The sequence below is a fragment of the Endozoicomonas numazuensis genome (assembly GCF_000722635.1).
Classification (GTDB): domain Bacteria; phylum Pseudomonadota; class Gammaproteobacteria; order Pseudomonadales; family Endozoicomonadaceae; genus Endozoicomonas_A; species Endozoicomonas_A numazuensis.
Genome location: NZ_JOKH01000007.1, coordinates 160,339 through 183,291, shown reverse-complemented (window position 1 = coordinate 183,291; position 22,953 = coordinate 160,339). Strand labels below are relative to the sequence as shown.

Below are 22,953 nucleotides of genomic sequence, written 5' to 3'. Positions count from 1 at the left end.
ATGAATGAAATTGATCATAATTCATTGTTTGATGAATAGAGCTCATGATGGGTTTTGAACCCTTACCTTATTGTTCTCTTGGCCAGTTCTCGATAATCCATAGAATTCGGCCATGGCTTTTCCGTAAAGGGACTCTTTAATCATCAAATATATAAGGATTTTTTCCTGACTTTTATCGCGAAGAACGCCTCGCAGGACTTGTTCACACCTTCCCTAATAGGGATTTGCTCAGATAATCTGTTATGAGTTCAAGGTTATTCAGAAATTCATAATGTCATAAAACCATTTCCAGTCTATAACCTGTAAGACATATTCTTGCAGGAGGGGTTCACATGGCCCGGACACTAACCATTAGCCTTGGCAATGAGCTTCAAAGTTATGCTCAACAATTAGTGGATTCTGGAGCGTATTCCTCAGTCAGTGAAGTGGTAAGAGATGCACTGAGGAACTTGAGAGAACATAAAGCATCATCTAGTCTCGAACAGCTTAAGGCTCTGATTGATGAAGGGGATAATAGTGGTGAACCTGTCGATCTTGAGGTTGAACAATTTCTTTCTCGGATGAAAAAACGCTAAAAATGCCGACTACCAAGCAGTACTTGTTCAGGCCACGAGCTTCTCAGGATTTGGAAGATATCTATGACTATACCCTGTCTCAATTTGGAGAAAATCAGGAGGATAGCTATACCAGAAGTATGTTTGAAACCCTTCAACAGCTTATGATCAAACCTGGTATGGCTCGGCGTCGAGATATTGTTTTTATGGTGAAGGTCAAGTTAAGTAGACACAAAAGCCCTTATCCAAAGACCTCGTGTCCACTTAAACTTTAAGCTCTCAGAGCTTACACCTTCACTTGGCTTTTAACCTACTGTTCCAACCACTCACGGGTTGAAACCACATCGGCATAACCAAAACTCAGTGCTGACATAAACGCTGTGTGTACATCTTCAGCTTTAACACTCTTGCCATCGAACTCAACATCCTTAGACGCGCAGGCATCTTCAATGAGAGTGACTTTATAGCCATAATCAGCCGCTGCACGTGTGGCTGCATCGATACAGATATGGCTCATGGCGCCAACAAGAACAAGTTCTTTGATGTCATGCTCATCGAGCAGTGCTTTGAGGTTGGTTTGATGAAAAGCATTAACGGCATGTTTGAGAACAACGGGTTCGTTATCCAGAGGCATTACATCGGCGTGTATCGCTGCACCCTCTGAATCTGGAAGAAAGAAAGGGGCATTATTGTCTTCAAATTCATGCCTTACATGAATCACCAGGTCTCCGCTATTACGAACAGATTCCAATACTGAGCGAGCATTCTTGGATGCCTGCTCAATGTTATATAAAGACCACAAACCACCAGGATAATAATCATTCTGCAGGTCAATAATAACCAGGGCACGTTTATTCATGGGTAATGGTTCCTTGTTGATGTGTACCCAGTTTATGAGGTTGTTCTTCCATTGAAACTTGGCAAAAATGACATATTTCGTGCAATATTCGCCATATGACTAAAGCAGTACACCCACAAAAAGGAAGAGTCAGCGTTTTGATTCTTACCTATCCCCATGCTCAGCAATCAGCCATCTTTGGTTTGATGGACCTGTTGAATGCAGCAAATGATTTCTATCAGCGTGACCGTGGAAAGGGTTCGCCTGAATGTGTTTTCAGTGTTGTCACAAGAGATGTAGATACTGTGTCGTTTGAACAGGAGGATTCATGTACTGCATGTACTGATAGTGTCGTCATTATTCCTCCCTGCCTGGGGCACACACCAAAAGAGTTCGCTTCCTGGCCCCATTTATTGAGTCCCTGGCATCAAAAGGGAACGTTAATCTGCTCAATCTGTGCGGGTGCACTTTATCTTGCTCAAACCGGATTGTTGGATGACCGCCCGGCCACTACACACTGGAGTCTTGAAGAAGAATTTCTGAAGCGGCACCCGGAAGTGAAGCTCAATATAGACAAGTTACTGATCGACGATGGCGATATCATAACGGCCGGAGGTCTGATGGCCTGGGTCGATTTAGGGTTAAGGCTGGTAGAACGATTTATGGGGTCAGCAACCATGCTGACAACAGCTCGCTTCTTTCTGGTGGACCCTGGCGGTCGTGAGCAGAGGTATTACAGCAGTTTTTCACCCAGCTTCGGACATGGTGACGCTGCTATTCTGAAAGCGCAACATTGGTTGCATAAACACTTTAATGAACCGCTCACAGTACCCATGATGGCTAATGAAGCCTGCCTGGAAGGGAGGACATTTATCCGTCGTTTTCAGGCCGCTACACGATTAACACCTTCAAAATACCTGCAACAGCTAAGAGTCAGCAAAGCACGGGAACTGATGGAGTTGTCACGCATGAATATTGAAGAAATCGCCTGGCAAGTAGGTTATGAGGATGCCAGTGCCTTTCGTAGGGTATTTCAAGCAATAACCGGCCTAACTCCCAGGGACTATCGGAAGCGTTTTTCTCCCCTCAATAGAATTGATGAAGTTTTATGATCTAATTGCAAATAATTCAGGAGCATCATTGCAGTGAATGTGTATGAATTACAGTACTACGACTCAAACGTAAACTTCTCTATACATAATTAAATCTTAAATTGAATATCTTTTACAGGTGTTAAAGTTGCAATACTCCATTTGTACAGATGTCTCCTAATTCCCTCTTAATCCTGTATAATCCAACTAAATCCCTCTTGCTAGTATATAGCTTTAATTATGTTAACTGAGACTATGTCTGCACATACCCCCTGGCTCTCGGTTGATGAGATCGCCAAACATCTCGGTGTCAGTAAGGACACCATCTATAACTGGATCAACCAGCGCAATATGCCCGCACACAAGGTTGGCCGTTTCTGGAAATTCCAGGCTCCTGAAGTGGATGCCTGGATTCGTTCTGGCGGTGCTGCCGATCAGATTGCTGAACCTGCTGATACGGAGCGCCATCCATGAGAACATCTGTCTCGATACTCGAACAATTCGGTTTCGAATTCGGCAAAAATGGTGCCCATTCTGCACACACGACAATGCTGGATGAACAGGGCATTCTGATTGAAAGAACGGAAGTCGATACCAGGAAAGATCGGGGCAAGGATGTGGCTACCGCGCCGTGGTTGGAGAAGTTTGGTGGGGATCGGGTTAACGATTATCATTTAAGTAGTAAAGAGAAGCAAACCGTCCAGGCTGCGGCAAAAAAGACTAAGGAGGCCGTTGCGTGACTGATGAACTAAATCCGGTAGAAACGGAAGAGGAAAGCGCGGTTGATGGTTCCCGCCGGACGTATAGTCTGAAAAACCTGTTCCTTGACCCGAATAATTACCGACTCATTAATGAGCCTGAGTACACAGAGGTTGCAGAGGAGCAGGCTAAAGACAAGCAGGTTGAGCGTCGAACCTCCCGATTGTTGACTGGCGCTAAAAACCAGAACATCCGGGATCTTGTCGATAGTTTTAAGGCTAATGGTTATTTACCCGTTGACCAGATTCAGGTGAAAAAGCTTGAAAATGGCGGCTTTCTGGTGGTGGAAGGAAACCGCCGAATTGCAGCTCTGAAATTTCTGGAAAAAGAGTACGACGAAAAAGCCATTGATTTAGGCAAGCTCAATCCGGAAATCTTTAGCAAGGTACCGGTCGTTATTTATCAGGAAGGCGATGAGTTGCATCACCTGACTGTCATGGCGCTCAAGCATATCAGTGGTAATAAAAAATGGGGCGAGTGGAATCAGGCCCGGTTGCTGGAGGATATGCATACTCATCATCATCTTTCTGAGAACCAGATCTGTGAACGTATTGGCATCAGCAAGGTCGAGTTACGACGCAGCTTAAGAGCGCTCTCTCTGGTGGAACAGTATCAGGATTCTGACTATGGGGATCAGTTTACCGAAACGAAATTCCCTTTGTTTCGGGAAGCCGTTCGCAACGCTGCTCTCAAAGATTGGCTTAGTTGGAATGAAAATGGCTATAAAGCGGAACAAGCTGAACATAGAGAATTATTTTTTTCCTGGTTGTCACGAGAACCTGTAGAGGCTGATGAAGAAGAATTAGGCTTTGCTGATGAATATCTGGAACCAGCCTTAATAAAGCGCGATGATGTCAGCTTGCTGGGGAAGATGATTAATGATGAAAGTGCCATCGCTCAACTGAAGATATCCCGTGATATTAATATTGCCTATCGCTCCAGTAACCAGATTCTGAAAGAGCGCCAGGAAGCGGCTATCCGTTCAGTTAATCAGGATATTCAAAGCCTGAGTGCATTGCAGGTCAGTGGTGAAAACCTGACTGAGCTTGAAAGTGCCTATGGACGTTTGAAAACTATTATCGACCGTACTCGTGCGTCTGGCCTGAGTGGTGTTGCTCAGCTGGAAGTGTTCCACGATCGCATAAACCAGCATTTTTCCAGTATACATATACGCCAATATAAACGGTTGCAGGAGTTTCAGCTAAAAGCTCCTTCCAGGATCAATCTGTTTGCTGGTTTGAATAATTCTGGCAAAACCACGTTACTGGAAGCGATTTACTTGCTGACTCGACAGAATGATTTTACAGGGTTACTGGAAACTGTTCGTCGGCGAGGCAAAGTGGCAGAAGATCATCTTAACCCTGAATGGTTCGTTTCTCAGTTGGGAGATGATATTCAAATAGAAGGCTGCTTCGATGATTTACAATCAGAGGTTGCTATAAAGCATTTTAAGGAAACAGACACTTCGATAGATAAGTCCAGGTATCTGGAATCAGTGGAAATTTCCACCTCATACGGGAATCATAATCAGGAAGCCCTTACTCGCATTTATAAAGGGCGTGACCGTGAGACTCAGGCTGCGGGCATCAAGACTTTATGTCCGGTGGTTTTCAGTAGCCCGTTCTTTTTGAATGAGCCTCATCGATATGCCACCTATTATCACAAAAGCACTCAGTCTAAGGCACTCCCAAAAATTTTTGAATTCATTCAAGAAAAAGTTCTGAATACTATTACTGATATTCGTTTAGTTGATGAGTGGCAGCGTTTTCTTGTCAGTGACACTCGTTATGACAGTGCATTTGATCTGACAGACTATGGCGAAGGATTACAACGTATTTTCTTTATTTCTTTGCTGTTTGCCTCTGCTCAGAATGGTGTTGTACTGATTGATGAGTTTGAGAATGCCATACATGCTGATTTAATCGCTGATTTTTCTGGCTTTATTTATGAATTATCCGTGTATTTTAATGTGCAGGTATTTCTGACTAGTCACAGTAAAGAGTGTATAGATGCTTTCGTTAACAATATTCCAGATCAGTCCCAGCTAGCAGTTTGCGCTTTAGTTGAAAATCCTGATGAGCAGGAAGATAACATTAGAATTGTTGCCAGAGAATTCACCGGCAAGAAGTTTTCCAAGCTGTTGAAAGCAGGGAATGTTGACCTGAGGAGAGCCCATTAATGTCAACGTCTGAGAAGTTGAGTACCAAGGTATTAATGGTATTTTGTGAAGGCCCTCATGATGTAGCGTTTTGCAGGCTGGTGTTTGGGAAGCTGCTCAAAACAGAGAAATTTGAGCATAGGTTTGCTGAGTTTCCTGCGCCTTTGAATGATCTGTTTAAAACCAGTCTGGAAAATCATCTGCTTCAGGATATGAGCTTAGATATGGCTCATAAGTTTTTCCTGCCAGATTCTGTACTGCGGTTGGAGCAGGATAATATTGAGTGGCTGGTTTTACTGTTTAACTGTGGTGGTAAAGACCGGATAGACAACCCTAAAGGCTTTTTGGAGAACTATCTGGAGCTGTCGGAGCAGGCTGCTGTTTTTCCGGGTGATGCAGAAAAAGTGATCAGCGAGTCCCGGTATCTGTTTATTTATGATGTGGATGATCAGCAGCCACAGCAAGTGATTGAGCAGTTTGCTCGAAACTTTGCTGAAATTGCAGAGGACTCTTGGATTACAAAAGCTCCACAAATGCTGGAGGGCTTTGACAATGCAGCGGTATCAGAAGATAAGGCTGTTTATCTCTGGACCTGAATCCGTGATTTCTTGATTGCAGAGAAGATTTTCCATCTCATTTAACTCAATGACAGAAAGTTTTACGCTTTCGGTGCGTGCAATTCACCACAAAATAGCTGAACAGATTTAATAGCACGGCTCTTTTCCAATGAATACCGAAAGATTTCTGCTCTGAAGGCGAGCGAAATCCTGCCAGTGTCAGCCATACTTTTTCATTCAGTCGAGAGAAATAAATAATCAGCTAACAGAGCTGTTTTTCAGGAAAGAGTTGCATAAAGGCCGACAGCCCGGGGCTATGTCGGCCAAAACGAAGAATAAATTGGCGACTCTTTTTCAGGAATCGCGCAGATTGGTAAACCAGCTCCTGCATAACCGTCTTGATTCTTCGGCGCTGAGCTTTGTGGCGAACCGGAGAATCAGGACCCAGCAAACAGGTTTGCCCCATGTAGCGCAAAATTTTGTAGGTCAGTGCACCAAGACACATGACAAGATCATTCGTATCAAACTTACCTGAAGGCAGTCTTTCCAGATCCATGTCAGTCTTGAATTCACTATGAAACTGTTCGCTGGTCGCATGGTCTTCATAGAGTAATATAACATTATCATTATCGTATTCAGTTTCATCCAATGTCGTCCACCAACCATCCAGCTCGTAGTCTGGTGTTAAAAAATACTGACCCACCGAGTCAGTAGTACGCTTGATAATACGGATGATTAGTCGCTGTCTGCCGTAGTCGGTCTCATGGATAACTGAGTGTGTCGCATACGTTTTTCCGGGGCGAAGCTCTGTCCACTGAACACTGGCTGTCTCAAAGGCTTGCAGCCAGGCTGTTACGGCATACTGCTTACGTGGATTGAGTTTGATGATGTGATCCACATGGTTGTGATCGGCAATCTCTCGGCGAGTGTCTTCTGCATCATGGCCACTGTCGAGTCGCAGCAATACCGGAGCTTGAGTAACACGACGAAGTCTGTGTAATACGGTATTCAAGAAGGGTACGAAGTCGTTTTGTGAGTGTTGTGAACCAGGACGTAGTTCAGTGCCTAGACACCATCCCTCGGTTCCCACATAAGACATAATGGGGGCAAAGCCATGAAAGTGCTTGTAGGTCCATTGCACACCTTCTTTTTGAGTTTTGCTGTTATCCTGCGGAGTAACGTCTATATCCAGCGGAATGTGCTGAAGGTGATCGAGTTCTTTTGAAAGTGGAGAGATCGGTGCATCCAATTCGACCAATAGCTCGGGGAGGGCTTCTTCAATTAAGGGGATCAACTGAGTGGCATCTTCATTAAACCGCTGGCGCAAGCGACTGGCGGAAGGCATTTGTTTAATGTCCATACTGCGCTTGAACCAGTCATCATGGCGATAGTTATCAATAGCATCAAAATCAGTTTTACCCAAAGCCAATAAGCCGACAAAAGCCCGCACCAGATCAATATTAGGAATGCCGTGACGTTTCTTGATAGAGCGCAGCGATTTCCTTAGAGATGTTTTCTGGTTCAGGGCATGACCGACAAAACAGAGACCGGCTGCCGGCGTATAAAACTCAGTGTCAGATTGCTCAAATTTAAGTTCCACAAAAATGCACTTATAAGGTGAAAATAGGGATGAGCAAATATTAGCCTACAGGTACTGGTACGACTGAGTTTTTAGTGGATTTAGTGATGGTAAACTCACGGATTCAGGTCTGGAGTCACAAAAACAATGACGGTGAGCCGGTTGTTGTGACTTTGGAAGATATTGTTTTGCCGCTTTTCCAGTTTGCCAAACGAGATATTTCTGAAAAGTCGGAATCGTTTGTCAATGATGCATTCTCCTGGAACCCTGCGGATCGAAGTGATAAGTCCTGTATTGCGAAAGAAGCAAAACGGAAAAAGGCTGTTATTGCCACCCTTGGACAGGGGAAAAAACCGGGTAGTTCAATTAATGTCATCATAGAGCAATCCGGCTTTATTGAAGAAAAACACCTGCAGGAATTCCGACATGTGCAGATTTTTAGTCACTTTCTTCAGGAATTAATGGCATCTAGGAGGCTGACCGAGAATAGCGTCCGAGCATAAAATTCAGTAGAACGAGTCAGCTTTTTCACTGAATTTGTGCGAATAGTTGACCTATTTAAGCAAATTCAGTGGAAAAGATGGCCGTTCTTTCTGGATTTTAGGCCGGGCTGTCTATTCTCGGTCAGCCTCCTAGGGAAGTGGCGTGAGCTACTCAGGCTGCTGATAAAGTCTTTTGATGATTTAAGCATGGAATGAGTCGATACTTACATTATTCATCTTTCACAAAAATGCTATCTTTCCCCACTTTGGTGTCAACTGATTGAAGTTTAGGTTCTGCATTTCCCACAATGGAACCTCAGTATTTTCTCTTTAGAAAACACTGAGGTTTGTCCGCAATCTGAGAGGAATGTTCATTCCTCTTTTTGTGGGTTGTAATTGATGGCAGTATCCAAGCAACGTCAATCACAGTATTATTCAGATGCCCAAAACCATAGCCTTCTACGAGCGCAACTCAGACTCTTTCTTTGACTCTACTGTGACAGTCGATGCACAGGCTTTGTACGACCAATTTCTTCCGTTATTACCTGACCATGCCCATATTCTTGATGCTGGCTGTGGCTCTGGTCGAGATGCTTTGGTTTTTCTGAAGAAGGGTTATCAGGTTACTGAATTTGACGGTAGTCCCAGTCTTGCTGAGCGAGCTTCTGAACTAACTGGGCTGGTTATTCAGTGCTCTTTGTTTGAGGAGTTTACGTCAGATCATCGCTTTGATGGCATATGGGCCTGTGCCTCTCTGCTGTATGGGAGCCAGAGCTTTCCAGTGGACTCTCATTGAAGGAGTAAGAAAAGCTCCGAAAATATTTGAGTTAGTTGAGACTTGGTCCTCCCGTTGATTCTGATTGATACAGCTTTTTACAGACGAGGATGACTAAGAATGAAACCTGCTTCCAAGTGGAGACTGGGCCTCTTTCGCCATGAATTCGACTGGAAAGGGACTCAGTGTGATAAAGGGGGCTTGAGAACAAGTGAAAGCAGTCGTGAATGCAGTAGCTGATATAAACTCTACTTCAGAGAAAAAAATGGCAGAAAGCGCACATCAATTACAGAGCAGAATCGGCAGAAATGTTCTGCTGTTTCAGCAGATAGAGCATATGCTCAAGGGACTGATTGTATACGGTAACTTCTCTGCTTATGTATCAGAGTTCCAAGAAGCTCAAAAGAAACAGTATGAAAAAGTCAGCAAACACACCATGGGTCAGCTGGTGGGCCAGTTTATTGAGAATACCTACAAGAAGCCGGTATCCTATCTCGATGAAGAGAGAATGGCTGTAGAAAACCATTTATCTTTCAGCTTCAATATTGAAAGTGACCAGGCATATTATGAGCGCCAGAAGCAGCGAATGGCCGAGCTGGTTGCTGAGCGCAATGAACTGATTCATCACTCACTGCCAATGTGTGACTACCAGTCACTGGAAAAGCTGAAAGCTTTCTGTGAGAAGCTTGATGAGCAGGCAGACAAGCTGAAAAAGGAAGTTGAATACTTGAATCAGATAGTAGAGAGAATCAGCGCCGCAAGAAAAGAGCTCGGAGAATTTTTACTGTCTGAAGAGGGCGAAAAAGCATTGACGTTATTATGGCTGCACAATTCATATCTTGTTCAATCCCTCGTTCAGTACTCCAGAGAAAGTGACAGAGCTGATAGGGGAGTGCACATTGGTCATGCTGGCCAGTGGCTGCGTAAGCATCATCCTGATGAAGTAGAGCATATGAAAGCCCGGTACGGGCACAGTAAGCTGGAGTCACTCATTAAGGCAACGGAACTCTTTGATCTTTATGATGAGACGATCAGGACTGGTGGCGTCAGACCTCTTTATAAACTGAAAGCATCTATTGCCTGAATAATTCCTGCCTTTCCTTCTATAGCAGACTTTACAAATTAGAAAATAAAGCATTCAGTGCGAGCTTGGTTTGCAGCGTTCGTCACACTAAAATGCCAAATATCTGGGAAGACCCAGTCAGCGAATAATAGTTTCTAAATAATCAGTTGCACACAAGATACAAGGACAGCAGAAGTATGATTGCCCTGAGAAAACTGGATTACCGGCTGTTTCTGGCTCTATTGTTAACCCAGTTTATTCCCGTAATTTATTCCACTATGAGGGTTTATTTTCTGGGCTCTCTGCCAGAAACCTGGGGCTTCAATATTGCTTCACAGGTTGCCTGGCTGAATCTGTTGTATGAAGTTCTGACCGAAGGTTTGCTCCTGCCTCTGTACTTTATTCTTGGGCAGGTGACGGGCGATAGTAACCGATTCAGGCAACGGGTTTCTGTTGCTCTGGGCGTATTTATTGGCGCTTATGGGTTGCTTTCGGCGTTTGTGCTGACCTTTTCTGATGAGCTCGTTGTAGCTATGGAGCAATCAGAGGCGCTGAAGATTGCTACAGTTTCTTATATTCGGCTGGAATCTGTTGGTCTGTTATTGTCGTCCGTCTATGCCATGACTGTAGTGATTCTGGTGATCCTTAAGCATGAACGTCTGCTCTATCACCTGCTACTGTTCAAAGCCCTGCTGACGGTTGTGTTCGACAGCCTGTTTGTCAGCCAGTTTTCCTTCTCCATGCAGCTGGGCGTAAATGGTGTGGCCTGGACCAATATACTGGTGAACGGCTTTATGGTGGCAGGTTCTCTGTACTGGCTCCATCGACTGAATGTTCTGGGCTTCACAAAACAAGGTGTGATGGAAGGAGGCTGGCTGAAACAATGGTCGATGGTATCTGCCCGCTCGGGTCTGGAATCACTGGTTCGTAACCTGGCCTTTATGTGGATGATTCTCAAGATGGTCAACGAGGTGGAGCAGTCTGGTACCTACTGGGTTACCAACCAGTTTATCTGGGGCTGGCTGCTGTTACCGGTGCTGGCGTTGGGCAACCTGATAAAACAAGATGTAGCCACGCACGAGGGTAATATCGGAACCCGTATGACCGGCTACATGCAGTTGACCGGACTGTTTATTCTGCTCTGGGTGCTGAGCATGCCGGGTTGGCAGTGGTTTATTCATACCATTATGGGTATTGCAGAGTTTCAGAAAATTACGGAACTGGCGATGTTGTTGGTTATTTTTTACGCGGTCTTTTCCCTGAATAATGTACTGGACAGTTATTTCTACGGCAGTGGTCGTACTGACCTGATGCTTTACCAGTCCCTGATTGTGAATACTGTCTTCTATGGTGGCGCCTATTTGCTTTACCTGCAGAGTATTTTTGTTCCAGGTTTGACCTCTATCGCTGTTCTTTTTGGACTCGGGATAACTTTTGATGCACTGGTGACTCTGGGGATGTACGTAAGGGTGAAGAGACAGCCTGGTTGAGCTGTCATTAAAGTGCTGCGCTTCACTGATACTGTGTTAAAAAATGACTGCACTGGCTTTACCATCTTGGGTTATAACCATAGGTTGGCGGTTCTCTCGAACTTCGTTGATCACCGCCAAGGTGTTTTTCTTCAGATAACTGACCGGCTTTACAAGGGTTAATACCCGACAGACCCCGTTCATCCTGAGCCTTCGACAGGCTCAGTGCGAACGGTATGGAGTATAACGCTTGGTTGCATTAGTATCTTTTAAGGTGCTTATTTACGGACCACCTGATACCGGGTACTGCGCCCACCCCCTGGAAGTTTTTCAATGCAACCTTTGTTTAATAAGTCAGACAGATGTCGGGTAGCGGTTGCCTTGCTGACTTTGGCGACTTTTTGGTATTGGGATGCACTGATGCCTGATTCAAAACCATTTTGACCACCGTCCAACAATCGGTTGAGTACTTTAACCTGTTCGTCCGAGAGTCCTGCACCATGAAACTGTTGCCAGAATCGTGTTTTCTGCAGGGTTCGATCGATTTTTGTCAAAGATACCTGAATGGTCTCTTCGAGCATTTGTAAAAACCAGAGTAACCATTGGGTAATATCCATGTCCCCGCGCTGGGACTTTTCCAATATATGGTAATACGCCTTTCTGTTTTTCAGGATTACGCCTGACATGGCATACAGCCGGATACTTTGTTCATCGGCCTGGGCCAGAGCAAGATCGGTGATCGCCCGGGTTAAACGTCCATTACCATCATCAAAAGGGTGCAGGGTGACAAACCAGAAATGACTGATGGCCGCACGAAGCAATGGGTCGCACTTGGGGTCGTTTCTACTGTCGTTGAACCAGTTAAAGAAATGCGACAGTTCGGGTTCTAACAGGCTTCTGGCTGGTGCTTCAAAATGAACCGTCGGGCGATCAATGCGACCAGAAACCACCTGCATGGGTTCCTCTCCCCTTAATTGACCTGACTGAACATTATTAAGAGAGAACTCAGTCGCTGGAAACAGCCAGTGGTGCCATTGGTAGAGGCGAGTCAAACCAAGAGGTGTATCCAGGTTGCTGATGGCATCCATCATCATTTCTGCCAGACCTTCAGTTCGCTCTGAAGTGGGGTAGGCTGCATCATCAGTACCTTTCAGATTTAACCGTTTAGCTAATGAGGACCGAACAGACTGTGCATTGAGCCGTTCACCTTCGATAGCTGAAGAGGTAATGATGTTTTCCAGCAGCGTATTGAGTGCCGAAGCGTCTTCATCATCGCCCTGGGTAGAACTGGCTTTGCCTAATAATATTCCCAGACTGAAACGAACTTTTCTGAGTAAAGGCAGTACGGACTCTTCTTGCCAGTGAAATTCGGGCCAGTCGCTTTTTTGCCAGATCCACTGAGTGGATGAATAATCGGTCATTAGCAGGGTTCCATCCATAATGAGCCAAATATCCAATCTATTCGGCTCAGATCATGAGTCAAATAATAGTATTAATTGGCTCAAACGGCAATAAAGTGCCGAAAACACTATGGGTGGAGGCCTGGTACTCGATAACTATTTATCTCTGATGAATGTTGTCAGGCTCCTGATACAAACGAATGGGCTTATGCTCAGCCCCAAGAAGGGTATAAACAGTCGGCAGCACAAAGAGCGTAAATAGAGTCCCTAAACCCAGCCCTGCAAAGATAACCACCCCGATATTCATCCGTGATACGGCACCTGCACCGCTGGCAGTGATCAGGGGCACAACGCCTGCCATCATGGCCAATGTGGTCATTAGAATAGGGCGCAAACGTATTCTGGCGGCTTGGAATACCGCTTCAGTTCTATCTTCGTTAAGAGTGATCTGTCGGACTTTGGCCACTTCGCAGATCAGTATTCCATGTTTGGTGATCAATCCCATCAGGGTTAACAACCCCACCTGGGTGTAGATGTTCATGGTGGCTGCGCCCCAGGCCATGACGGTGAGGGCACCAGAGAGCGCCAATGGAACTGAGACAATGATCACCAATGGATCCCGGAAGCTTTCAAACTGCATACTCAGCACCAGAAACACAATAATCAGTGCCAGAGCAAATGAGTAATACAGGGAAGAACCTTCGTAGACAAATTGCCGCGACTCTCCCTGAAAATCGTAGATAAATCCCTTTGGAAGAATGGACTGGGCGGCAGACTCTGCAATGTTTATGGCATCACCAATAGGGACGTTAGGCATGGGAACTGCGCCGATGGTGATGGCATTGGCCTGATCCATCTGTTTTAGGGATGGGGTGTCGCCTACTAATTTGAGTTTGATCAGGTTAGAAAGTGGTATCTCTTTATTCTGCCCTGAAGCGGCATCGTTAGTACGAACATAGTAGCCGCTCAGCATTTCCGGTATCAGTCGGTGTTGTCGTTCTGTCTGTGGGATAACCTTGTAACTTCTGCCATCGACATTGATGTAGTTAATATTGTCGTCTGCCAACAGGGTTGACAGAGTATCGGCGATTTCCTGCATGGAGATGCCGTATGAGCCGGCCTTGTCATGATCGACGGTGGCTATGATTTTTCCGGCATCATAAGTCAGATCCAGCTCAGTCAGGATAAATTTGCCACTCTTATCCATGGCTTCTTTAATTTTTTCGGTTATCTGGTAAATACTCAGATAATCACTGTTGCTCTTTATGGTCATTTGCAGGGGGTAGCCACCGCCTGGCCCCGGCAGTGATGGCATGGGAAACACAGACAAAGTCATACCCGGAATGTCGGTGGTTCTGGCTGTTATCTCGGCGATCAACGCTTGCATGCTTTCATTCTTGCCTCGCTCATCCCAGGGCTTTTCCATGATAAAGCCAAATCCCTGATAGCTTTTTGGCACCCCTGAGAGGGTTAGAATTGACGTAATTCCATCAATATCTTTCACCCTGCGGCTGTATTCCTGCATATAGGTATCCACGTAATCCAGATTTACGTTCTTGGGGCCGCTGGCCATAAACAGGAAGGATCCCTGGTCTTCATCGGGCGCAAAGCTGGTTGAAATAACTTTGAAAAGAAAGGGCAGACTGATAAAGACCAGCAGGGCAAAAAACACGACAGCTTTGTATTGGCCTAGTGCGCCTTTGAGAAGCTGCGAATATCGACGATCCAGTGCAGCTAGCAGGCTATGCACTTTTTTTTCAAAGGTGCTTGAGGTACGTGACTTTAACAAAGTGGCACACATGACCGGTGACAATGTCAGGGCTACGATGCCGGAAACAATAACTGAACCTGCCAGTGTCAGGGTAAACTCTCGAAAGAGTGCACCTGTAACGCCTCCAAGCAGGGCAATAGGCGTAAAAACCGATGCCAGTGTGATGGTCATGACAATAACCGGAGAGGCAATTTCACGAGTGCCCACAATGCTGGCTTCAAAAGGCGGCATTCCATCTTCAATATGCCGCTGAATGTTCTCAACCACCACAATCGCGTCGTCTACCACCAGACCTATGGCCAGAACCATGGCCAGTAATGTCAACAGGTTGATGGAAAAGCCAAGGTATTGCATGGCCAGACAAACACCAATCAACGAGAAGGGGATGGTTATGACCGGAATGAGCATGGCTCTGATATCGGCCATAAACAAGAAGATAACAATGATGACAATGAGACTGGCTTCAAAAATGGTCTGAAGTACTTCCCGTATCGCAGACTGTATGTAGACGGAAATATCATAGGCCACATCCATTCTCAGATCGCCGGGCAGGTTTCTTTGAATGTCGGGTAACAGGGCTCTGACGTCTTTTGCAACATTAAGCGGGTTGGCGCTGGGAGCACTGTTAATTGCCAATACCACATTGCTTTCACCGTTCAGGCTGGCATTGGCAGTGGTTGTCAGTGCTGCAAATTCGGCCTCTGCGATGTCACCCAAACGAATCAGCCCGTCAGTGGTTCGGGCAATAATCAATTGCTCAAATTCTTTTGGACTTTTCAGATCTGTATTGATGGTGATGTCATAAACGTTAAATCGTCCTTTAATCTGGCCTGCAGCTGCTCGATAGTTGTTGGCGGTCAGAGCATTATTCACTTCATCGATAGACAACCCGTGCTGAGCCATTTTCTCAGGGTTTAGCCAGAGCCGCATGGAGAGCTCCGGACCATAGGTCTGGACCGATGAAATACCTGAAAGAGTGACCAGTCGATTAACGACATTTCGTTTGAGATAATCAGTTACCTGAGGGCGAGTCATCTGGTTACTGATAAAGCTGATGTACATGGTCGCAGAATCTTCGCCGTTAGAGCTCGCGATTTGAGGCTCTTTGGCTTCAGGGGGAAGCTGGGATTTGACGCTGTTCACTTTGGCCATAATTTCTGCGAGTGCAGCGTCAGGATTAGTGCCCGTTTTCATTACAGCCTGAATCGAGCTGGCCCCCAGGCTGCTGGTGGAAAGCATGTAATCAATATTGTCCGCTTCTGCAATAGCCTGCTGCAGTGGCTGAGTTAGAAAGCCCTGAATAACATCACTGGACGCTCCATAATAACTGGTGCTCACCGTTATTGTGGTATTGGTCATTTGCGGAAACTGCCGTATCTGCAATGTATAAAGAGCCTGCAACCCGAGAATCAGAATCAACAGGCTGATGGAAACAGCCATCACCGGGCGCTGGATAAATACGTCGGTAAACTTCATGATTGTGCGCCTCAGTCCCTGGGAACAGGCTGATTTTCATCAAGGAGAGATTGCTTAACCAGATAGACCGAGGTGTCGTTGGATAATCGGACCTGGCCTGTCACGACAACCTGATCTCCCACTTTAAGCCCTTTGCTGATCAGTGCCTGTTTGCCATTATGATCGGTGACAACCACATCCTGCTGCTTGACCTGCAGTGTCTTGTCTTTCTTTTCGATGACATAAACCATCTGGCCATACAGCGTGAAGTTGATAGCGAGCTGAGGGATAACAATGGCATTATTCTGTTTTGGCAATATGAGCTCTGCTGTGCCGTACATGCCCGATCGAAGTAATCGATCTGCATTCGGTACCGATGCCTGTATCTGTATGGTTCCGCTATTAATATCGACCACAGGATTAATGGCCAGCAAGGTGGCATTAAAGATTTTTTCGGGGTAAGCGTCAGTGGTTATTTTAATAGGCATGCCTGTCTGAACTTTGGAGAGCTGTGTTTGTGGAATGGTCAGATTCATTCGCATGACGGAACAGTCTTCCAACACAGTCACGGCGTTTCCTGATTGCAGATATTGACCCAGATAGACGTTTCTTAGGCCCAGAGTGCCTGAAAAAGGGGCCACTATCCTGCGTCGGATGATAGTCGCTTTCAGGCTTTTTATATCGGCCAATAAGGATTGATAGGCCGACAGGGCATTGTCCAGATCAGACTGTGAGACACTCCCTTTTTTGAACAGAATTTTTGTCCGTTCCATGGTGTGTTTTGTAGCAGTCAGGCGTGCAACAGACGAAGCCAGATTGGCTTTTTCGACGGTTGAATCCAATTCCAGGATTTCCTGACCTTTCTCCACCCATTGACCTGATTTGAAATGGATTTTATTAATAATGCCGGACTCAGCAATAGACAGGGTAACGCCCTGAACAGGCTCGATAAAACCGACGGCTTTAATAGATGGTTGCCAGGATTGAGGCATGATGGTGTAAGCAGAAACAGGTACAGCTGGTGGCTTCTGCTCACTCAGATAGCGGTTCGTGGCGAATTCCACATAATATTGGTAACCGATGACCGATCCAAATACCAAGACTGCAATCAAGAGAGCAAACAGGTAGCCCTTGAAAGAGTGCCCCGAGGTCTTTTCTGATAGGGAGTCCACAACAGGTTACCACCTTCAGTAATTACAATGGGGCAAGTTTAGTAAACAGCCACTGAGACTGGTTCAGATATCGGGTCAAAAAAGCGTTGTCATTTGGACTTTTCTCCCATAGAATGGCGCCAGCTTTCGGAAGTCATTGGTTTTAAAGACTTTTATCTGGAAAGCAATCAAAAAGGGCGAGTTAGCAAAGCGGTTATGCAGTGGACTGCAACTCCATTTAGACCGGTTCGACTCCGGTACTCGCCTCCACTTCCTCATCTCTTCCCAATCGTCATTTTCTGACAATAAACAACCCAATTCATATTCGAGTCGTATGATTGTTGCCTTATTTCTTCTGTTTTTTGCCATATTGAGGGAGCCGAACGTCTGCAACCTCTTTCCCTAAAACATTATTCTTACTCTCTATTCCTCCTCTCGCCGACATTCAAGTCATCTGAAATTAGAGGCCGTATGAACGTTCGGACATCTCTATCCTTACAGAAATGGCTAAAGCAAAAAATCCAAACTTTCTTGGAATAAATGTGACAAAGATCTTTCAACTGGAAATTTTACATGTCAATATGTGCTCATTGTCACAGAGTTTGCGGTCAAGCAGTCGTGACTTGGGATTAGCTGTATAAGAAAAATAATGATATTGCTGCTCCTGCTGCAGCATGGATGTGCAGGAATTCTCTAAGCTCATGAGCCTGACTTATCGTGATGATGTTGATCGTCAAAATGATCCCCTGATTCAATGTCTGGAAGAAATTACTCAGTATTTTCGCCTCGATACCAAAGTTGAAACGCTACTGGCGGGTTTACCCTTATCTGAAAAGAAATTGTTACCCTCAGATTTTCAGAGAGCGATGACCAGGGCCGGGCTTGAATCGACCCTTTCTGAACAAACCCTCAGTTCGCTGTCTGCCAGTGATCTTCCTGCTGTTCTTTTAATGTTGAATGACACTGCCATGGTAGTTTATCAGGTGGATGTAAAAGACGGGATCGCGGTGGTTGGCACCACGGAAAGTGGGAGAAAAAAGGTTTCACTTCAACAGCTTGAAGGTGTTTATTCAGGTTGTTTGATCTCTGTAGATTCAACTCCTGATGTTCAACAGCCTTTGACAGAAGAAAAGCCTTCCAATGCGTACGGCTGGTTTCGTGAAGCCATTGTTCCCTATTGGGGGACGTATAGAGATGTTCTGCTGGCCAGTCTCATGGTTAACCTTTTTGCACTGGTGAGCCCTTTGTTCGTTATGAACGTCTATGACAGGGTAGTCCCAAACCAGGCTTATGAAACACTCTGGATGCTGGTGGCGGGTGTACTGATTGCGTTCAGTTTTGATTTTGCCATTAAGTTAATTCGGGCAAGCGCTATTGATCATGCCGGTAAACAGATTGATATCCGTTTGTCTTCACGACTGCTGGAAAAGATACTGGGTCTTAAATTGTCTGCACGTCCCGGGGCTACAGGCAGTTTTATGAATAATCTGGCAGAGTTTGACAGTATTCGTCAGTTCTTGACCTCAGCTACGATTCTCACGCTGATTGATTTACCTTTTGTCTTCCTGTTTCTGGCATTGATTACCTGGATAGCACCTGTGCTGGTGGTTATTCCTTTGTCGTGTATGCTACTGGCTGCCGCTATTGCTTATTTTATCAACTCACCTCTACAGAAAGCCATTGAAAGCAGTCAGCAAATGTCTTGTCAGAGGCAGTCTTTTCTTCTTGAAACCCTGTTGGGCCTGGAAGCCATTAAAACTTCTTCAGCTGAAGGTCAGTATCAATATCATTGGGAGCGTTTCAATCAAAAGCTGGCAGAACTGAACCTGAAAGTTCGTAAACTGCAGCTTTATTCCAACCAGACGGCCACATTCATTTTACAGACCGGTACTATTCTGATTATTTCCACCGGGGTTTATCTGATCGGATCAGGTGCGCTCTCCATGGGTGGATTGATAGCTGTCATGATGATTTCTGGTCGTTGTACAGCTCCTGTCATTCAATCGATCGGGTTGCTCAATCAGTTTCAAAGAACGCGACAGGCAATGGACTATACCGATTCGTTAATGAAGCTGCCGCAAGAGCGAACAGACAATAAACATTTTCTGGTACCTGAACAGTGCCGGGGTAAAATCCGCTTTGATCATATCTGCTTTTCTTATCCTGATTCCCCCCCTCTGTTAAAAGATATCTCGCTGGATATTCAATCCGGTGAGCGGGTAGCCATTCTAGGCAGAATGGGCAGTGGGAAAAGTACTTTACTGCAGTTGATTATGGGGCTTTGGGAGTCTTCTGATGGGCATATTTGTCTGGATGATGTGGATATACGCCAGATAGATCCTGCGTTTTTAAGAAGTCAGGTAGGTTATGTTCCCCAGACGATCACTCTTTTCTCAGGTTCTATTCGCGACAACTTGCTGATGGGAAGACAGGGCATTTCTGATGAATCTCTGATTCATGCCGTGAAACAGGCTGGCTTGGGGAGCATGCTTTCAGCCCATCCCCTGGGGCTTGATTTTCAAGTGGGTGAAGCCGGTCGAAACCTGTCGGGTGGTCAGATTCAATCTATTGGTCTTGCCAGAGCTTTATTAGGTGATCCCACCATTCTTGTTTTGGATGAACCTTCCAGTGCCATGGACAATCGAGCAGAAGCACAGCTGATAAAAACCCTGTCTGAGCTAAAGAATAAAACCCTGTTAATAGTGACTCATAAAAAATCACTGGTCGATGTGGCTGATAAAGTCATTGTTCTTGAGCAGGGTAGGGTAGCAGGTATTAAAGACAGCCTTGAGTCCACCTCGGTGAAAATGCATTCAAAAGAGATGGAGCTGGCCTGATGACGGATACACAGGAAACTCATAGACCTCTTTATCTTGAGGATTGCCGGGCCAGGCTGGATGAGCGGATGAAAACCCGAGGTCGGCCATTATTAATAATCTGTCTGATGTTCATGGTGGTGTTTCTGGTTTGGTCCGCTATTGCCGAAATTGATGAGTTGGCCCGGGGAGACGGTAAAGTGATTCCTTCCAGCAGGGTGCAGACTATTCAGAATCTCGAAGGCGGCATCGTATCTGAAATAAAAGTCAGGGAAGGTCAGACCGTTGAGAAAGGTCAAATACTGCTGATCATGGACGACACCCGGTTTTCCTCGAACCTGGATGAGCAAAAAGCCAGCTTAAGTGCTTTGAAGATGAGAAAGGCGCGTTTAATGGCAGAAATTAAAGCTTTGCCATTTTTACCTCCGGAGGCTGTGAAAAAGCAAATTCCTGAATTAGCCGAATCAGAATCTGCACTTTTTATTAGCCGCAGGCAGGAACTGGACAGCAAAACAGGGGTTTTTCGTGAACAGCTGGAACAGCAACGCAAACAAATAGAAGAAACTCAGGCCAAAGAGTCTTTATTAAAACGCCGAAAAGCGCTGCTAAGCCAGGAACTGGATATGACCCGTATTCTTGAGGAGGAGGGTGCCGTCTCTAAAGTGGAATTACTGAGAATCGAACGACAGGTCAGCGATGTCAGCGGTGAAGCTATGATGGCAGGAAAAAGTCTGGACAGAATGGCTGCCATGATGCGAGAGACTGAGGAAAGAATGTCTGAAGTGGAGCTGAATTTTATCAACGAAGCTCGTAAGGAGCTTAACGAGACACTTTCTTCAATGAATGGTTTGACGGCCACGGGTACAGCACTGACGGATCGGGTTGACAGAACACGGGTTCGTTCCCCCGTGAATGGCATTGTTAAATCAATCATGGTGAATACTGAAGGAGGGGTGGTTCAGCCCGGTATGGCCATGCTGGATATTGTTCCCATAGAAGATAGTTTAAAAGTAGAAGTTCGGATCCGTCCTGAAGACATAGGATTTCTTCATCCAGAGCAACAGGCAACGGTCAGATTTACGGCTTATGACTTCACCGTACACGGTGGACTCAAAGGCAAGGTTAAACATATCAGTGCTGACACCATCACCCTTGAGAACGGTGATAGTTTTTATCTCGCTCTGGTTGAAACGGATCAGAGTTATCTTGGTCAGAAATCGCATGGCAAACCGGTGATACCCGGTATGGTGGCCACAGTTGATATTCTGACCGGAAAGAAAACCTTATTGAGCTATTTTCTGAAGCCCGTGCTGCGTGCAAAGCAGCTGGCTTTCAGTGAACGTTAAAAACAGAAGACAGGATGTCAGAAGTCGTCATCGTTATATGAATAATCAATGTTATAGAGAGGGAACTTCTAGATGGCTACTGCTGCTACTGAAGTAGGATCGTTACATCTGGTACTTGGAAAAGTCATTGCCAGAGATCCACAGGGAAATGAACGAACGTTATCCAATGGCGACAGTGTTCGTTTGAATGAGCAAATCATCACAGGTTCAGACGGTGTCGCTCATATTGATATGATCGACGGTAAAGTGATTGTACTGTATGAAAGAGATGGCCTCAGTCTGGCTGAATATCTGGAACAGAACGGATTTCGTTTTGCCGGAGAAACAGGGCCAGATGAAATCAGGGATATTCTTGCTGCCTTTACAGGGAATGAAGGCGGTATAGCTGAATCAGAATTCTCAATATCGGATCTGGAGAACCTGCCGCCACCGGCTGCTGGAGAAGACGGTGATGGTGGGCTGGATGAGGGCATACTGCTGGAACTCAATAGTCAATCTATCCAGGCAGTGGCAGACTTTGACAGCTTTATTCCTCTTGAACCTTTACAGGATGCTCCGCCTGCTGATGAGAACGAAGATGAACTCCCCATTTCAGATGTTGAAGCCATAGCTCCAACGGGAGCTGTTCAGAATGTTCTAGGCGATGAAGATACCGCTATTGCTCTCAACATCAGTGCATCATTGGTAGATATTGACGGATCAGAAGTTTTAACACTGTCTCTCTCAGGTATCCCTGAAGGGTCTGTTCTGACTGATGGCAATTTCAATATCACTGCAGATGGCAATGCCATCGATATTTCAGCATGGGATCTGTCTTCCACCACATTGACACCACCACTGAACTTTAATGGTTCACTCACCCTGTCTTTTACTGCAACGGCAACAGAGCTGAACGGTGGTGATCAGGCCGCCAGTGCTCAATCTTTTATTGTTGCAGTTAATCCTGTTAACGATGCCCCCATAGCTGAGGTAATTGGTCCCGTCACTAGCGACGAAGATTCTGCCATTCTTGCCATTGAGCTACTACAGACCGCATCGGATGTTGATGAGGATGATCTGGATGTGAATTCAGTGGCTGTGAATGTAGCCTCGGGTGTTGCTCCAGAGACGGATATCGTTTTTGCCATCAATGAAGAAACAGGACTGCTATTACTGGACCCTGCCCAGTTCGGTTATCTCGCTGATTCAGAGAGCATAACTTTAACGTTTGTTTATAACGTGAATGACGGCACAGTCGATGTAGCCAATACAGCAACAGTCACTATTGAAGGTAGAAACGACCAGCCTGTGGTGACTGACGTTACATTAGCAGAACTCTCTGAAGATGAAGATCTTCTGGAAGATAATGGCCAGGAAGCTGCAAAGTTTGAGGGTACTTTATCCGTTACTGATGCAGACATAACCGATGCACACACCTTCAGCCTCGTTGATGCCTCAGTAATTACAGATGATGGTGAGACAGGAGCTGTTGATCCAGCCAAAACAATCGTCACCGTCAACTCTGACGGTAGTTATAGCGTTGTCAATCCAGACTTTAATGCCCTGGCGGAGGGTGAGGTGGTCACCGTCTCATTCCGTTATATCGCTACCGATGATTCCGGAACGGGTTCAGCTGCCAGCGACGAAAAAACGGTCACTCTGGCGATTACTGGCTCTAATGATCAGCCTGTTGTTGAGAACGTTATTTTC

20 protein-coding genes and 1 tRNA gene are annotated in these 22,953 nt (G+C 45.6%); 15 read left to right on the top strand and 6 right to left on the bottom strand.

What is annotated here, in order from left to right:
* The first annotated feature begins 332 nt into the window (after positions 1 to 332).
* Both GZ78_RS22935 and GZ78_RS31085 read left to right on the top strand, forming a co-directional pair.
* The gene (locus GZ78_RS22935) at positions 333 to 575 is read left to right on the top strand and encodes a type II toxin-antitoxin system ParD family antitoxin (RefSeq protein WP_034841469.1); all 243 of its coding nucleotides are present in this window, start codon (positions 333 to 335) and stop codon (positions 573 to 575) included.
* A 2-nt stretch (positions 576 to 577) separates the two neighbouring features.
* Positions 578 to 829 (top strand): type II toxin-antitoxin system RelE/ParE family toxin, encoded by a 252-nt coding sequence (locus GZ78_RS31085; protein WP_034841467.1) that lies wholly within the window; start codon positions 578 to 580, stop codon positions 827 to 829.
* A gap of 35 nt (positions 830 to 864) precedes the next feature.
* On the opposite strand, the gene GZ78_RS22925 is transcribed toward GZ78_RS31085, so the two are convergent.
* The gene (locus tag GZ78_RS22925; protein ID WP_034841464.1) at positions 865 to 1,413 is read right to left on the bottom strand and encodes a cysteine hydrolase family protein; all 549 of its coding nucleotides are present in this window, start codon (positions 1,411 to 1,413) and stop codon (positions 865 to 867) included.
* Between the two features lie 95 nt (positions 1,414 to 1,508).
* Here GZ78_RS22925 and GZ78_RS22920 point away from each other — a divergent pair, with 95 nt between their 5' ends.
* From GZ78_RS22920 to GZ78_RS22900, 5 genes are all read left to right on the top strand, one after another.
* A complete protein-coding gene (locus GZ78_RS22920; RefSeq protein ID WP_034841461.1) occupies positions 1,509 to 2,504 on the top strand; it encodes a GlxA family transcriptional regulator in 996 nt (331 codons plus the stop codon).
* Between the two features lie 234 nt (positions 2,505 to 2,738).
* Positions 2,739 to 2,957 carry a helix-turn-helix domain-containing protein gene (locus tag GZ78_RS22915; protein WP_034841458.1) on the top strand — a complete coding sequence of 73 codons (219 nt, stop codon included), beginning with the start codon at positions 2,739 to 2,741 and terminating at the stop codon, positions 2,955 to 2,957.
* Positions 2,954 to 3,223 (top strand): hypothetical protein, encoded by a 270-nt coding sequence (locus GZ78_RS22910; RefSeq protein ID WP_034841455.1) that lies wholly within the window; start codon positions 2,954 to 2,956, stop codon positions 3,221 to 3,223. The genes GZ78_RS22915 and GZ78_RS22910 overlap by 4 nt, the downstream gene beginning before the upstream one ends.
* Complete coding sequence (locus tag GZ78_RS22905; protein WP_034841453.1) at positions 3,220 to 5,421, top strand: AAA family ATPase; 2,202 nt, start codon at positions 3,220 to 3,222, stop codon at positions 5,419 to 5,421. The genes GZ78_RS22910 and GZ78_RS22905 overlap by 4 nt, the downstream gene beginning before the upstream one ends.
* The gene (locus GZ78_RS22900; protein WP_034841450.1) at positions 5,421 to 5,996 is read left to right on the top strand and encodes a hypothetical protein; all 576 of its coding nucleotides are present in this window, start codon (positions 5,421 to 5,423) and stop codon (positions 5,994 to 5,996) included. The genes GZ78_RS22905 and GZ78_RS22900 overlap by 1 nt, the downstream gene beginning before the upstream one ends.
* Before the next feature lie 223 nt (positions 5,997 to 6,219).
* Here the strand turns inward: GZ78_RS22900 and GZ78_RS22895 are convergent, their stop codons facing one another.
* Positions 6,220 to 7,557, bottom strand: a complete 1,338-nt coding sequence (locus GZ78_RS22895) for an IS1380 family transposase (protein ID WP_034837053.1) — start codon at positions 7,555 to 7,557, stop codon at positions 6,220 to 6,222.
* Positions 7,558 to 7,643: 86 nt separating this feature from the next.
* Between GZ78_RS22895 and GZ78_RS22890 the strand changes: the two genes are divergently transcribed.
* The 4 genes from GZ78_RS22890 (at position 7,644) to GZ78_RS22875 (ending at position 11,346) form a co-directional block, all read left to right on the top strand.
* Positions 7,644 to 8,039: a hypothetical protein gene (locus tag GZ78_RS22890; protein WP_034841448.1), complete on the top strand. Its 396-nt coding sequence runs from the start codon at positions 7,644 to 7,646 to the stop codon at positions 8,037 to 8,039.
* Positions 8,040 to 8,457: 418 nt separating this feature from the next.
* On the top strand, positions 8,458 to 8,814 hold the full coding sequence (locus GZ78_RS22885; protein ID WP_034841613.1) for a class I SAM-dependent methyltransferase: 357 nt from the start codon (positions 8,458 to 8,460) through the stop codon (positions 8,812 to 8,814).
* A 244-nt stretch (positions 8,815 to 9,058) separates the two neighbouring features.
* Positions 9,059 to 9,877, top strand: a complete 819-nt coding sequence (locus GZ78_RS22880) for an OST-HTH/LOTUS domain-containing protein (RefSeq protein WP_152558899.1) — start codon at positions 9,059 to 9,061, stop codon at positions 9,875 to 9,877.
* A gap of 176 nt (positions 9,878 to 10,053) precedes the next feature.
* On the top strand, positions 10,054 to 11,346 hold the full coding sequence (locus tag GZ78_RS22875) for an MATE family Na+-driven efflux transporter (protein WP_034841442.1): 1,293 nt from the start codon (positions 10,054 to 10,056) through the stop codon (positions 11,344 to 11,346).
* 36 nt (positions 11,347 to 11,382) lie between these two features.
* On the opposite strand, the gene GZ78_RS31080 is transcribed toward GZ78_RS22875, so the two are convergent.
* From GZ78_RS31080 to GZ78_RS22860, 4 genes are all read right to left on the bottom strand, one after another.
* Complete coding sequence (locus GZ78_RS31080; protein WP_081870007.1) at positions 11,383 to 11,529, bottom strand: type II toxin-antitoxin system Phd/YefM family antitoxin; 147 nt, start codon at positions 11,527 to 11,529, stop codon at positions 11,383 to 11,385.
* Between the two features lie 74 nt (positions 11,530 to 11,603).
* On the bottom strand, positions 11,604 to 12,746 hold the full coding sequence (locus GZ78_RS22870; RefSeq protein WP_034841610.1) for a Fic family protein: 1,143 nt from the start codon (positions 12,744 to 12,746) through the stop codon (positions 11,604 to 11,606).
* A 139-nt stretch (positions 12,747 to 12,885) separates the two neighbouring features.
* The gene (locus GZ78_RS22865; RefSeq protein ID WP_034841439.1) at positions 12,886 to 15,972 is read right to left on the bottom strand and encodes an efflux RND transporter permease subunit; all 3,087 of its coding nucleotides are present in this window, start codon (positions 15,970 to 15,972) and stop codon (positions 12,886 to 12,888) included.
* Positions 15,973 to 15,983: 11 nt separating this feature from the next.
* Positions 15,984 to 17,123, bottom strand: a complete 1,140-nt coding sequence (locus GZ78_RS22860) for an efflux RND transporter periplasmic adaptor subunit (protein ID WP_201772780.1) — start codon at positions 17,121 to 17,123, stop codon at positions 15,984 to 15,986.
* Positions 17,124 to 17,298: 175 nt separating this feature from the next.
* Here GZ78_RS22860 and GZ78_RS22855 point away from each other — a divergent pair.
* The 4 genes from GZ78_RS22855 to GZ78_RS22840 all read left to right on the top strand — a co-directional run.
* A tRNA-Cys gene (locus tag GZ78_RS22855) sits at positions 17,299 to 17,372 on the top strand.
* A 431-nt stretch (positions 17,373 to 17,803) separates the two neighbouring features.
* On the top strand, positions 17,804 to 19,939 hold the full coding sequence (locus tag GZ78_RS22850) for a type I secretion system permease/ATPase (protein ID WP_034841605.1): 2,136 nt from the start codon (positions 17,804 to 17,806) through the stop codon (positions 19,937 to 19,939).
* The gene (locus tag GZ78_RS22845) at positions 19,939 to 21,264 is read left to right on the top strand and encodes an HlyD family type I secretion periplasmic adaptor subunit (RefSeq protein ID WP_051786478.1); all 1,326 of its coding nucleotides are present in this window, start codon (positions 19,939 to 19,941) and stop codon (positions 21,262 to 21,264) included. Before GZ78_RS22850 ends, GZ78_RS22845 begins: the two co-directional genes overlap by 1 nt.
* Before the next feature lie 72 nt (positions 21,265 to 21,336).
* A partial coding sequence (locus GZ78_RS22840) for a VCBS domain-containing protein (protein WP_034841436.1) occupies positions 21,337 to 22,953 on the top strand: 1,617 nt, incomplete at its 3' end.